Raw genomic sequence first — 13,055 nt, 5'->3', positions numbered from 1 at the left:
CCTCGGTCCGATTCCGCCCTCCGACGGAAGCGGAACGAATTCGATACGACCGTACCCGGCCCCGCACACCCCCGGCACGAGGACCTGACGGGCGAGGAAGCCTCTTTGGGCCGGCACGGGGCGCGTGCCGCTGCGGGCGGATCCGCGGCCCACCGTCGCGCCGCGCGTGACGGTGGGCCGGACGGAGCCGGCGGGACGGCTACCCGCCGGCGGCGAGCCGCCGTTTGTCGGGCTTTCCCGCGGGCGTGAGCGGCACCTCCTCGATGAGGGTCAGACGGGTCGGCGCACTCGCCTCCTCCAGGTTCGCCGCCACGAGCGCGCGCAGTTCGCCCAGGTCCGGTACGTGCCCGGCGGCGGGCACCACGAAGGCGTGGACGGCCTCACCGGTGTCGTCGTCGGGTACGGCGACGACGTACGCCTCGGCCACCGAGGGATGGGTGGCGAGCAGCCGCTCGACGGGGCCGGCGTAGTACACGTTGGCGTTGACGATGATCACGTCGCGGGCCCGGCCCGTGAGCCACAGCCGCCCCTCGGCGTCGAGGCGGCCGAGGTCGCGGGTGCGCACCCAGCCGTCGGAGAACACCTCGGCGGTGAGGGCTGGCTCCCGCCAGTAGCCGGAGCTCTGAGCCGGGGTCCGGACGAAGAGCTCGCCGTCGGTCCCGGGCGGGACGGGGCGGCCGGAGGCGTCCCGCACCTCCACGTCGACGGGCGGCACGCCCAGCGAGCCCGGCACGTCCCACGGGGTGGCCATGGAGATCATGCCGGTCTCGGTCTGGCCGTAGCCGTGGAAGACGACCGGGCCGAGCACCTCGGCGGCCTCGCGCAGCCGTCCCGGCTCCAGCGGGGACCCGGACACCATCAGCGCGCGCAGGCTGCCCAGGTCCGCGGGCGACTCCCGCTGGCTCGCCACGAGTTTCGTCAGCCGGGCCACGGTGATGACGCTCGCGGTCGCCCGGTGCCGCACGATGCTGTCGGGGAAGCCCGGCCGCTCGGCGGTGACCAGGGTGCCGCCCGCGGCGAGGGTGATCAGCCCGTACTCCATCATCACCTGGCTCGCCAGGGTGCCGAAGACCAGGAACCGGTCCAGGCGCGCGGCGAGTTCGCGGACGGCGGGCGGCCAGGCGTCCGGGCGCAGGGCCCAGGCCGCGGTCATCGCCGCGTAGGTCTGGGCACACGCCTTGGGGACGCCGGTGCTGCCGCTGGTGTGGATGAGCCGGGCGACGTCCTGCGGCCGTGCCGTGACCTCGGGGCGGACGCCGTCGTCCGGCGCCGACAGCAGGTCGTCCAGGACGAGGACCTTCCCGGACCGGTCACCGACCAGGCCGGCGGCCCGGTCGGTGACCTCGAAGGCGGTGTCCGCGAGGAGGTGTTCCTTCTGACGCTCGGTCAGGCCCGGCCGCACCCCCACGACGCGGGCGCCGACGACGTGCGCCGCTACGACGGCGGCGAACGCCTCGGGGCTGACGCCCAGCAGCAGGGCGACGCCGTCGCCGGGTCCGACGCCGTGCGTGCGCAGCCCGTTGGTCACACGTCGTACCGTCGCGAGGAGTCCGGCTCCGGAGACCACCCGGTCGGCGTGCTCGAACACCGGACGGTCGCCCGCCGCGTCGAGGAGGTCCAGTACGCCGCCGGGGAACTGCTCAGCCAAGGCAGGCCTTCACGAACGCGGCGAGCGGCTGCTGGTGGACCGCCGGGACGTCCCACTCGTTCTCCAGGTTCTCCGCCAGGTGGTGGGTGCCGGCGAGGACACCGTCGCGGTAGTGGCGCACGACGGGGTGGAGATAGCTGGAGTCCATCGCGTGCTCGACGTCGTTCTCGGTCACGCGCGGGACGGTGACGTCGAACGGGTCGACGCCGTCGTGGTCGGGCCCGTACTCCAGGTCGACGACGAACCGGTGCGCGGCGGGGCCGAGGCCGCCGTCGGTGACGTAGGCGAGCGGTACCTCCTCCTGGTACTGGGCCCGGTCCCCGTCCACGGTGACCACGTCGCCGAGGACCCCGAACTGCTGCCAGAGGCCGGACGAGCGGTTGACGCGCGCGACGACGGCGTCGGCGATCTCCTCCGGTGCCGCGGTGAGCGGCCGGGCGGGCCAGGGCGTGTCGTGGTGGCGGGCGCCGAGGATGCGGTGCAGGGCGCGCACTCCGTAGCGGAAGCCGTGGATGAAGCCGTTGGTGCCCTTCTTGAAGTCGCGCTGCTGGGTGAGGGTGCCGGCGAAGTAGAGGCCCGGTACGTTCACCGACTCGTAGGCGGAGGTCTGCTCGGGGAACCGGTCGTCGATGACGAGGGCGGGACGGCAGGTCTCGTCGAAGACGGAGGCGTCGAAGCGGAAGCCGGCGCACAGGATGATCCGGTCGTAGTGCAGCTCGCGGAGCCGTTCCGTGGTACGGGCGTAGCGGAACGTGACGTGGAAACCGCCGTCGGCGGTCTTCTCGATGTTCTCCACCGTGCCGTCCAGGACGGCGTTCTGCGACTTGAGCTGGTAGCTGTCCAGGAAGTTGTTGTTCACCGCGCGCAGATGCCCCACGAAGTGGGTCTTCCAGGCCATCTTGAGCGAGTGCGGGCCGGCGACGTGGATGACCGCGGCCTTCGCCATGAGGGCGTCGGCGGTCTCGAACGCGGAGTTGCCCTTGCCCACGATGAGGACCCGCTGGTTGGTGAAGGACGCCGGGTCGGGGTCGAACGTGTCGTAGCGTTCGGCGAGTTCGATGCCGGGGATCGGCGGCTCGTTGAGCCGGGAGACGCCGGTCGCCACGACGAGCCGCCGCGCCTGCCGTGTCCGCCCCGCGGCGTCGTGGACGGTGAAGACGCCGTCCGCGCGGGAGACCCGGACGACCTCCGTGCCGTACTCGACGCGGACGCCGGTGCGGTCCGCGAAGTCGGCCAGGTAGCGCACGAGGTCGTCGGCGCGGGGGAAGTACTCGTCGGTGTACCGGGTGAGGAGCAGCTCCGGATCGTCGCCGAGCAGCGAGTTCCAGTCCATCCTGAGGTTGAGTTCCGGGTCGGTGTACCCGGTGTTCACCTTGTTGATCGATATCAGCTGCCGATGTCTGGGGTATCTGGTGAAGAACGTGCCGGGTCCGCTCCCCCGCTCCAGGACGGCGTAGTCCCGTCCGTCACGTTCCAGTGAAGCGGCGAGCTGAAGTCCGGCCGGTCCGGCCCCGATGATCAGGTAATCGCGCACCATGGGCGGGACGTTAGCGGCGCCACATCAGAGGGCTCTGAGATTGGCGGCGGGCGGCGGGGCGGGAGGGTGTGCACGGCGCGGCCCCGGCCGGACGCGTGCGCGTCCGGCCGGGGCCGTGGTGGGTCGGGCCGGGGCCGCGGCGGGTCAGGCGTGCACGCGGCCCGCCTCGGCCGGGGAGGCGCTGTCGGCGACCGGCTGCGCCGTCGGGGACATACGGCGTTCGAGGTGCTCCGGCAGGGCCCAGCGGTACAGCGGTACGGCACCCGCGGTGGTGAGCACCGCGACCAGGACCAGCATGGAGAAGACCTCCTTGGTGATCATGCCCTGGGCGAGGCCGATGTTGATGAAGATCAGGATCATCAGGCCGCGGGCGTTCATCAGGCCGCCCACCGCCCAGGACTCGCGCCAGCTGAAGCCGGTGCCGCGCATGGCGAGGGCGCAGCCGACGTACTTGCCGGTGAACCCGGCCGCGAGGATCAGCAGGAACGCTCCGGCCATGCCCCAGCCGGCGATGCCGCCCAGTTCGGTGTTGAGTCCGGAGAAGGCGAAGAAGATGGGCAGGAGCAGCACGCAGACGATGTCCATCATGCGGCTGTGCAGGGCCTGGCGGAAGGCGGGGTTGCGGGGCATGGCCAGGCCGGCGACGAAGCCGCCGAAGACGGAGTAGATGCCGATGTAGTCGGTGAACCACCCGGCGAGCAGGACGACGCCCACGACGACGTACATCTGGTCGAAGCCGAACCGGCCGGTGCGCTCGACCCGTGCGCCCGCCGGACGCAGGAGCCGCGACACGACGGTGAGCATGACCAGGACGAAGACGGCGGTGAGCCCGATGGTGCGCAGGGCGTGCAGCGCGCCGGCACCGGTGTGCATGGCGGACAGCACGGCGAGGAAGCACCAGGCCGCCGCGTCGTCGACGGAGGCGCCCAGGAGGGTCATGCGGCCCAGCCGGGAGTTCTCCAGGCCGCGCTCGTAGAGGATGCGGGCGAGCATCGGGAAGGCGGTGATGGACAGGGCACCGCCGACGAAGAGGGCGAACTCGAAGGGGGTGACGTCGGGCCGGGAGAGCCGGTCGTGGAGCAGGTAGCCGCACGCGGCGCCGAGCAGGAGGGAGGGGACGATCCCGGAGACGGCCAGGACGGCCGCGTTCCTGGTGTCCTTCCTGCCGTTGCCGCCCCCGTGGTCGAGGCCCGCGCCGACGAGGAACATGAACAGGGTCAGGCCGATGGTGCTCAGCACGTAGAGGACGGGCTTGGCCTCGGGGGGGAAGACCGCTCTCTGGGCGTCGGGGAGGAGGGCGCCGAACAGTGTGGGGCCCAGGAGGACGCCGGCCACCATCTCACCGAGCACGCGCGGCTGCTTCACCCAGAGGGCGAGGCGGCCGCAGACGGCGGACGCGGCGAGGATGACCACGATGGCGGGCAGGACCCGCAGGACGAGTTCGAGGTTCTTGTCGGTGGTGGCGGCCAGGAAGGTGGTGGGGGGCACGGAGGACTCCTGTGGTCGTCGGCGACATCCGGGGACGGAGGGGTGGCGCAGGTCGTCGGGGCGACGTCGCGGAACCGGTCGTGCCCGCTGCCGGCGGACGACGGGACGCACTTCGGCAGCGGGCCCGGTGGCCGCCTGTCGCAGAGCCGTGTGGCCGATGGGCGCGAGGGCGGTGACCGTCACGCGTGTGCGGGCGGTCGGGGCGGCACGGCCGCCGGGCGTCCGCGCGCACCGGCGGCGTTCGGGGGGGTGGCGGGCCGTCGCGGGCCGGCGGTGTTCAGGGAGGCCGCGGGCCGCCGCGGGCCGACGGCGGTCCCGCCGCACCGGGGGACGGAGCCGGCCGGGAGCGGCGGGCCGCCGTGACGGCGCCGGTCGAGGGGGCGGCGCTGTCGGCCGCCGGGGCCGGGGCCGGGGCCGCGTTCATCCGCGCAGGTGACCGGCGCGACGGTGCGGCGCGGGGCTGCGGTCCCGGGTGTGCCCCGGCCGGTGCGGGTGTTCCCGTCCGCCGCCGCCCTCCGGGTGGGCGACCGGGCAGCCGCCGGCCGGACGGTCCTCGAAGTAGCGCGCCGCGAGCCGCTGCCGGCGGGCGTGCAGCACCATGACCGTGCCGAGCACCAGCTGCCGTACGCCCCGTGTGACGTCCTCCACCCCGTCCCGCATCCGCACGAAGCTGCGCAGCGCCTCGAGCCGGCGCGGCTCGGGGGACAGGCCGCGCGGGATGAGCAGGCAGGGGGCGCGGTGCGGGATGGACCGCGTGTGCGAGGCCGTCGAGTCCAGCCGGAAGCGGCGCAGCACCTCCCGGACCGCGGCGCGCAGCACCAGCGGGGAGAGCCGCCACGCCGGGCAGGGGCGGTTCGCCGCCACGCCGAACGGGATGTGGTGGGCGTCCTTGGCGGACAGGGCGTCCCAGCGGTCCGGGTCGAACTCCTCGGGCCGGTCGTAGCCCGTGGCGTGGTAGTCGGGGTAGCTGAAGCACACCACGGAGCCGGCCGGCAGCACGGTGTCCTCGTCGAGCGGGACCTCGCCCGTGGTGATGCGGTGCGCGATGCCGAACAGCGGGTACAGCCGCATCGTCTCGTCGAGCACGTGCGTGAGGTACCGGTCGTCGGCGTCCTCCGCCACGCGCCGCTGCACCTCGGGGTGGCGGGCCAGGGCGAGCAGGACGTGGGCGGTCGCCTCGGACAACTGCACGACGGCCGTGTTGAACATCGTTCCCTGCAGGTAGTGCACCTGCTCCGACGGCGACAGCGTGGCCGGCAGCTCGTGCGGCACGTCACCGGCCGCGACCCTCTCGCGCAGGTACTCCGTCAGCAGGGCCCGGCGCCGCGGATGGCGCAGGGAGGTGCACTTCAGGGCGCTGACCACGTCGTCGGCGTGCGCGGTGATCAGATCGCGGGCGCGCGGCGGGCACGGCTCCTTGAACACCAGCTCGTAGCAGAACTCGGCCCACGCGGGCATCACCAGGTCGCGCAGCCGGACGAGGCTGATCCGCGTGTCCGGCACCGCGTCGAGCACGCGGGCGACGGCGCGGCCGGCCGCCGCCGAGAGGTCGGCCGAGCCGCCGGCGAGCATGCGCCGGGTCGCCGCGGCCACGTCCTCGTACCGCTCGCCGGGCTCCAGGTGCTCCTGGTGCACCTCGGGGCCCGGCGACAGCCAGTACCAGAACAGGTCGGACAGGCCCGCCCCGGCGCTGCGCCCGTTCACCGCCGGGTGGGCGTAGACCCGCTCGAACACCTCGGGCCCGTGCGTGGCGCTGGGCAGGGTCACCGTGCGGTCGCCGTTGACCTTCTCGAAGATGCGCACGCGCAGCGCCACCACACCGCGCGGCAGCCACCACGTGTCCGCCGCGGCCGGCTTCGTCCTGCTCCTCACCACGTCTCACCCTTCCGGACGACCATGTCCTTCGTCAGATCGGTGTTGCGGCGCCCTCCGCACAGCGCGAGCGTGTGGTCGTACTCCTCGCGCAGGGTCGCCAGGACGGCCCGGACCCCGGCCTCCCCCTCGGCGGCCAGGCCCCACACCACCGGGCGTCCCACGCCGACGGCCGCCGCGCCGAGGGCCAGGGCGACGGCGACGTCGCTGCCCCGGCGCACCCCGCCGTCCAGCAGCACCGGCACCCGGCCCGCGACGGCGCGGGCGACCGCGGGCAGGCAGTCCAGCGCGGCCGGGACGGCGTCGCACTGGCGGCCCCCGTGGTTGGAGACGATCACCCCGGCGGCGCCGTGCTCGACGGCCAGCCGCGCGTCCGCCGGGTGCAGCACCCCTTTGACCAGGACGGGAAGCGAGGTCATACGCGCTATCGCGCCGAAGTCCCGCCAGGAAAGGGCCGGGGACATGAGGATGTCGGTGAGGGAGCCGGGCGGGGCGCCGGGCAGGTCGCGCATGTTCTCCGCGGCGTAGCCGGGCGGCAGGTCGGTGAACCCGTTGCGCAGGTCCCTGGTGTGCCGGCCGAACACCGGTGAGTCGACGGTGACCACCAGCGCCGTGCAGCCCGCCTTCTCGGCGCGCCGCACGAGCGCTTCGGTGACCTCCCGGCGGGGGTGCGGGTAGAGCTGGAACCACACGGCCGGGTCCGGGGCCGTCTCCCGGGCCGCCGCGACCACGGCGTCGACCGCCGTGGTCGCGGCCGTCCCCGTCACCAGGACGGCGCCCTCGGCCGCGGCCGCACGGGCCGTGGCGCGCTCGCCGTCCGGGTGCATCAGGCGGTGGAACGCGGTCGGCGCGACGACCACCGGCGCCGCCCGCCGGGCGCCCGGCAGGTCGACGGCGGTGTCCCGGTCCTCGCTGCCGCGCAGCACCCTCGGCAGCAGGGCGTACCGGTCGAAGGCCCGCTCGTTGTCGGCGAGGACGCGTTCCTCGCCCGCCCCGCCCGCCACGTAGTCGTAGTGGACGGGGTCCAGCGTCCCGCGTGCCGCGTCGTGCAGTGCGCGCAGCGTCACGGTGCCACCGGGGCGGCGGAGCCGAGGTGGTCGGTGAGGAACGCGCGCAGCGGGGCGCGGTGGAACTCCTCGCTGTCCCACTCGTTCTCCAGGTTCTCCGTGACGTGGTGCTCGGAGACGAACGCGCCGTCCCGGTACCAGCGCACGACCGGATGCAGGTAGCGGCCGTCCAGGCCCCGCACGTCCTGCTGGGACTTGCGGCCGGCGTCGACGTCGAAGGGGTCCACCCGGTCGTGGTCCGCGCCGTACTCCAGGGTGATCACCGCGTGGGCGTCCACGTCGCCGAAGTCCCCGGCGCGCACGGCGTCCGGCACGTGGCGGACGGGGACCTCCTCGGCGTAGCGCATCGTGCCGTCCGGGGCGACGAGCAGGACGTCGCCGAGGACGGCGAACTGCTGCCACAGCGCGGAGGACCGGTTCACGCGGGTGATGACCGCGTCGACGGCCCGCTCCGCGGTGTCGCCCAGCTCCGTCACCGGCCATGCCTCGCCGTGGTGGCGCTGCCGCAGCGCGCGGTGCAGGGCGCGGACCGCGTAGCGGAACCCGTGGATGAAGCCGGTCGTGGACTTCTTGAAGTCGGGTCCCTGCGTCAGCGTCCCGGCGAAGTACAGGCCGGGCACGTTGACCGACTCGCCGACGGGGGTGAGGGCGGGGAAACGGCCGTTGACGATCAGGTCCGGCAGACAGGTCTCGTCGAAGATCGAGGTGTCGAACCGGAAGCCGGTCGCGACGATCACCCGGTCGTAGCGGAGGTCCTTGACCACCTCGTCGACCCGCTCGAACGACACCGGCACGCAGAAGCCGTCCGCCTCCCGGCGGATCTCCAGCACCCGGCCGTCCAGGAGCGCGTTCTGCGACTTGAGCTGGTAGCTGTCCAGGAAGTTGTTGTTCACCGCGCGCAGGTGTCCCACGTAGTGCGACTGCCACGCCAGCCGCAGCGAGCCCGAGCCGACGACGTGGATGACCGCCGCGGTCTCCATCAGGCTGTCGGCCGTCTCGAAGGCGGAGTTGCCCCGCCCGATGATCAGCACCCGCTGGTCGGTGAAGGACTCCGGGTCGGGGTCGAACGTGTCGTAGCGTTCGGCCAGTTCGATGCCCGGGACGGTCGGCAGGTTCGGCCGGGACACCCCGGTGGCGACCACCAGGCGCCGGGCCCGCCACACCTTGCCGGTGTGGTCGGTGACGGCGAACCCCCCGTCGTCGCCGTCTCCGTCGCGGGAGACCTTCTCCACGGTGGTGTCGTACTGCACCCGCACGCCGGTCCGGGCGGCGTAGTCCGCCAGGTAGCGGACCAGATCGTCGGCCGGCGGGAAGTAGCGCCGGCTGTACCGGGTGAACAGCAGTTCCGGGTCGTCGCTGAGGATGGAGTTCCAGTCCATCCTCAGCCGCAGCTCCGGATCGTCGTATCCGGTGTGCACCTTGTTGATCGAGATGAGTTGGCGGTGCCGGGGGAAGCGCGTGAAGAACGCGCCGGGAACGCTGCCGCGCTCCAGGACGACGTAGTCCGCACCGTCACGCTCCAGGGAGGCGGCGAGTTGCAGTCCCGCGGGCCCCGCTCCGATGATCAGGTAGTCGTGCGCCATGGCCCGGAAGCTATCCACCGGATTTCAGAGCGCTCTGAGATTTCCCGCCTACATTTCCGGGCGTGCTGACCACCACGGACACCGTCTCGCCGACCGGCCCCCTCGACTCCGCCGTCCTGCGCCGCGCGGCGGCTCCGCTCACCGTCACCGTGGACGACGAGGCCCGCGCGCGCATCGACCGCGGCCGGAGCTTCTTCCGTGCCCTGCGGCACGGCGACGGCGGCGAGGAGCGCCGGATCTACGGCGCCGACACCGGCTTCGGCGCGCTCGTCGGCTACGCCGGCCGCGGCGACGAGGCCGACCAGTGCGACAACACCCTGGCCCACCTCGGCGCCGGCCAGGGCCCCGACCTGCCGCACGAGATCGTGCGCGGCGCGCTGCTGCTGCGCACCCGGTCCCTGGCCCAGGGGTTCTCCGGCGTGTCCGCCGAGGTCGTCGAGCGGCTCGCCGCGATGTTCGCCACGACGTTCTCGCCCGCCGTCCCCCGCTACGGCTCGGTCGGGGCGAGCGGCGACCTGATCCCGCTCGCCTACGCCACCCAGGCGCTGCGCGGCCGCGGGCACGCCTACGTGGACGGCCGCCGCATGCCGGCCGCCGAGGCGCTGGCCGCCACCGGGCTGCGCCCGCTCGCCCTGGACGGCCGCGACGCCCTCGCCCTCGTCAACGGCACCTCCGTCACCACCGCCGCCCTGGCCCTGGCCCGCGACGCCGTCCGCGCCGCGCACCGCGCGCTCACGGACCTCACCTGCCTGCTGGCCGACCTCCTCGGCTGCGACCCCGGCTTCCTCGACGAGGACCTGCTGCGCGCCTACGGCCACGCCGGCGCGGTCGACGTCGGCGCCCGCATGCGGCACACGCTCAGCGGCGTCACGCCTTCCGGCACCCGGCCGCTGCAGGAGCCGTACAGCATCCGCTGCGCCCCGCAGCTGCTCGGCGCTGCGGAGGACGCCCTGCGCTACGCCGACGGCGTGGTCACCGCGGACCTCGGCGGCGTCAGCGACAACCCGCTGTTCTTCCCCGGCGACGCGGGGGCGGGGAAGGTGGTGCACGGCGGGAACTTCTTCGGCCAGCCCGCCGCCTTCGCCGCCGACCTGCTCGCCTCCGTCACCGCCCAGCTGGGCAACCTCGCCGAGCGCCAGCTCGACCTGCTGGTGGACCCGGCGCGCAACGGCGGACTGCCGCCGATGCTCGCCACCGCGCCGGGCCTCCAGCACGGTCTGCAGGGGGTGCAGCTGGCCACCACGGCGTTCGTCGCGGAGATCCGCCGCGCCGCGGCACCGGCCGGCATGCAGAGCCTGCCGACGAACCTGCACAACCAGGACGTCGTCCCGTTCGGCACCCAGGCGGCCCTGCGCTCCTACGACATGGCGGAGCTGCTGGGCCTGCTGTGCGGGTCGCTCGCGCTCGGCCTGCGCCAGGCCGTGCACGTCGGGGCGCGCCGCCCGACCGCGTCCCGGTGCGGCGAGCTGCTCGACGCCCTCGTCGCGGCGATCCCCCCGGTCGAGCCGGACCGCCCGCTGGACGCGGACGTCCGCGCCGCGACCCGCCTGCTCGTCACGGGTGACCGGCCCTGACCGGAGGCTCCGGGGCCGGGGCGGCCGCAGGGGCGCACTCCGGGAGCCGGATGGTGAACCGCGCACCGCGGCCCGGGCGTCCGGTGGCGGCGACCGTGCCGCCGTGGTGGGTGACGACCTCGCGCAGCAGCGCGAGCCCCAGCCCGTACCGGCCGCCCTCGCCGCCCCGGTGGAACCGCTCGAACAGCCGCTCCGCCTCGGCGGGGTCGAAGCCGGACCCGGTGTCCGCGACGGTCAGCTCGACCGCCCCGCGCACGCGCGCGAGGGCCACCTCGATCCGCCCGCCCGCCGGAGTGTGGCCGATCGCGTTGGCCAGCAGCTCGCCGACGGCGCGGCGCAGTGCGGACTCGATGCCGTCGACGAACAGGGGATGCCGCGGGCCGTTCACGACGACCGAGAGGCCGCCGTCCCGTGTCCGGTCCGCCTCCTCGGCGACCACCGACCGGGCCAGCGCCGCCAGGTCGACGGGCCGGCGTTCCGCCCGCCGCGCCGGGTCCGCCGAGAGACTCGCGGACAGCAGCAGGTCGTCCAGTACCTCACCGAGCCGGCCGACCGAACCGACCAGCCGGGTCAGCCCGTCCCGGTGCCGGGCGGGCAGGTTCTCCGCGGCCGCCTGCCGCGCCAGCACCTGCGTCCGCGTGTACACGTGGGTGATCGGGGTGCGCAGCTCGTGGCTGGCGTCCGCGACGAAGCGGCGCTGCCGGGTGAGCGCCTCGGCCAGCGGGGCCACCGCCCGGCGTCCGAGGAACGCACCGGTCACGGCCGCGGCGGCCAGCCCCACCACCTCGGCGGCGCCCAGCGCGAGCCACAGGTACCTGCGGTCGGCGAGCTGGAAGCGCATGTCGAACACCGCCTGCACCACCGCCCCGCCCGCCCTGGCCTGCGTACGCACCAGGTAGACCGTGCCGTCACGCCGTACGGTGCGCTCCACGGCCTCGTGGGTCCGGCCCACCCGGTCCAGGTCGGCGCGGACCGGGAAGCCGGCCGGGGCGTTCGCGAGCGGGGTCGCACCGGGCCCGTACAACCAGGTGCACACCGGGGGGTCCGACAGGTTGCCGCGCGCCGCGCCGTAGCGCAGCTCCCGCCACACCTGTCCGTTCTGCGCGCGCGTCATCACCGTGAGGGCGACGCCGCCGACGACCGTGACCAGCAGCGTGATGATGGCACCGGTGATCAGGGAGATCCGCAGGCGCGCCCGGCGCACCGCCGCCCACTCCTCGTACGCCGACGCCCTCACAGCGCCCCCAGGCGGTAGCCGAGCCCGCGGACCGTGCGCACCACCTGCCGGCCGAGCTTGCGGCGCAGGTAGTAGACGTAGGTGTCGACGATGGACGACGCGGGCGCCTCGTGGAAGACCATCCGGCGCAGCTCCGACCGCGAGTACACGGTGTCGGGGCGGGAGGCCAGCGCCCACAGCAGCTCGAACTCCCGCGCCGCCAGGGCGATCCGCTCGCCGTCGGCCAGCTCGACCTCCCGGTGGCCCACGTGCAGCCGGCCCGAGCCGATCCTCAGCACGTCGGCCACGTCGAGCGCCCGCCGGCACAAGGCTCTCAATCTGGCGCTGAGCTCGTCGAGTTCGAACGGCTTGACCAGGTAGTCGTCGGCACCGGCGTCCAGGCCGTCGACCCGGTCGTGCACCGTGCCCATCGCGGTCAGCAGCATGACCGGCGTGCGGACCGCACGGGAGCGCAGCCGGCCCAGCAGGTCGAGGCCGTCCAGCACCGGCAGGCGCCGGTCGACGACCAGCACGTCGTACTGCCGGGTGAGGCCGAGGTGCAGGCCCCGCTGGCCGTCGGTCGCGACGTCGACCGCGTACCCCTCGTCCCGTAACACCTCGGAGAGCATGGTGACCAGCTCCCCGTCGTCCTCGACCAGCAGCAGCCGCCAAGGGTTCCGCGCGCGATCCTGTGCCACCGTCCCACTTCCCTCACCCCCGTCGCCCGTCGACGCCCCTGTGTGGCACGCGAGTTACAGGTACGTCAGGGGCGGCCGGACGCTGATCCGCCCGGCAAGATCACGCTAACCCGCGTCCGAGCCGAAGTGACCCGGGAGAAGGAACTCCGTCCGCTTCCCGTTGCCTCCTGTTCCACATGCGGTGTTTCGTCCGGCCGTCCTGCTGCCCGGTGGCCGGAACCCGTACCCCGGGTGCCGGGTACGGGGCCCTGCGCCCGCCCTTCCGCACCGCCTGCGGGCCGGGGAGCCCGGGAGCGGGACGCGGCCCTGTCGCACTGCCCGGCCGGCCCGGAAGCCCGCCGAGGCCCCGGCCCGGCGCCGTCACCGGGACGG

At 74.2% G+C, this 13,055-nt stretch carries 9 protein-coding genes; 1 reads left to right on the top strand and 8 read right to left on the bottom strand.

Features of this window, described 5'->3' with window-relative positions:
- Window positions 1–199: 199 nt before the first annotated feature.
- The 6 genes from IE271_RS06900 to IE271_RS06875 form a co-directional block, all read right to left on the bottom strand.
- A complete protein-coding gene (locus tag IE271_RS06900; protein ID WP_190189267.1) occupies window positions 200–1,648 on the bottom strand; it encodes a class I adenylate-forming enzyme family protein in 1,449 nt (482 codons plus the stop codon).
- Window positions 1,641–3,185, bottom strand: a complete 1,545-nt coding sequence (locus IE271_RS06895) for an FAD-dependent oxidoreductase (RefSeq protein WP_190189266.1) — start codon at window positions 3,183–3,185, stop codon at window positions 1,641–1,643. Before IE271_RS06895 ends, IE271_RS06900 begins: the two co-directional genes overlap by 8 nt.
- Before the next feature lie 144 nt (window positions 3,186–3,329).
- Window positions 3,330–4,673, bottom strand: a complete 1,344-nt coding sequence (locus IE271_RS06890) for a cation:proton antiporter (protein ID WP_190189265.1) — start codon at window positions 4,671–4,673, stop codon at window positions 3,330–3,332.
- 420 nt (window positions 4,674–5,093) lie between these two features.
- Window positions 5,094–6,545 (bottom strand): cytochrome P450, encoded by a 1,452-nt coding sequence (locus IE271_RS06885; RefSeq protein WP_373308727.1) that lies wholly within the window; start codon window positions 6,543–6,545, stop codon window positions 5,094–5,096.
- On the bottom strand, window positions 6,542–7,612 hold the full coding sequence (locus tag IE271_RS06880; RefSeq protein ID WP_190189263.1) for an alpha-hydroxy acid oxidase: 1,071 nt from the start codon (window positions 7,610–7,612) through the stop codon (window positions 6,542–6,544). The genes IE271_RS06885 and IE271_RS06880 overlap by 4 nt, the downstream gene beginning before the upstream one ends.
- Window positions 7,609–9,195 (bottom strand): NAD(P)-binding domain-containing protein, encoded by a 1,587-nt coding sequence (locus IE271_RS06875; protein ID WP_190189262.1) that lies wholly within the window; start codon window positions 9,193–9,195, stop codon window positions 7,609–7,611. The genes IE271_RS06880 and IE271_RS06875 overlap by 4 nt, the downstream gene beginning before the upstream one ends.
- A 62-nt stretch (window positions 9,196–9,257) precedes the next feature.
- On the opposite strand from IE271_RS06875, the gene IE271_RS41730 reads away from it, so the two are divergent.
- Window positions 9,258–10,769 (top strand): aromatic amino acid ammonia-lyase, encoded by a 1,512-nt coding sequence (locus IE271_RS41730; protein ID WP_229919172.1) that lies wholly within the window; start codon window positions 9,258–9,260, stop codon window positions 10,767–10,769.
- Here IE271_RS41730 and IE271_RS06870 read toward each other — a convergent pair.
- Window positions 10,750–12,006 carry a sensor histidine kinase gene (locus IE271_RS06870; protein WP_229919171.1) on the bottom strand — a complete coding sequence of 419 codons (1,257 nt, stop codon included), beginning with the start codon at window positions 12,004–12,006 and terminating at the stop codon, window positions 10,750–10,752. The two genes, IE271_RS41730 and IE271_RS06870, sit on opposite strands and share 20 nt — an antisense overlap.
- Complete coding sequence (locus tag IE271_RS06865; protein WP_268256174.1) at window positions 12,003–12,683, bottom strand: response regulator transcription factor; 681 nt, start codon at window positions 12,681–12,683, stop codon at window positions 12,003–12,005. The genes IE271_RS06870 and IE271_RS06865 overlap by 4 nt, the downstream gene beginning before the upstream one ends.
- Window positions 12,684–13,055: the final 372 nt, after the last annotated feature.

Origin of the sequence: Streptomyces minutiscleroticus, from assembly GCF_014650875.1 — a bacterium.
Classification (GTDB): domain Bacteria; phylum Actinomycetota; class Actinomycetes; order Streptomycetales; family Streptomycetaceae; genus Streptomyces; species Streptomyces minutiscleroticus.
This window is presented reverse-complemented; position numbering and strand designations above follow the sequence as displayed.

Bases quoted from the DNA above. Each gene is read 5' to 3' on its own strand.
- IE271_RS06895 (WP_190189266.1), bottom strand. From the start codon at position 3,185: ATGGTGCGCGATTACCTGATCATCGGGGCCGGACCGGCCGGACTTCAG.
- IE271_RS06875 (WP_190189262.1), bottom strand. From the start codon at position 9,195: ATGGCGCACGACTACCTGATCATCGGAGCGGGGCCCGCGGGACTGCAA.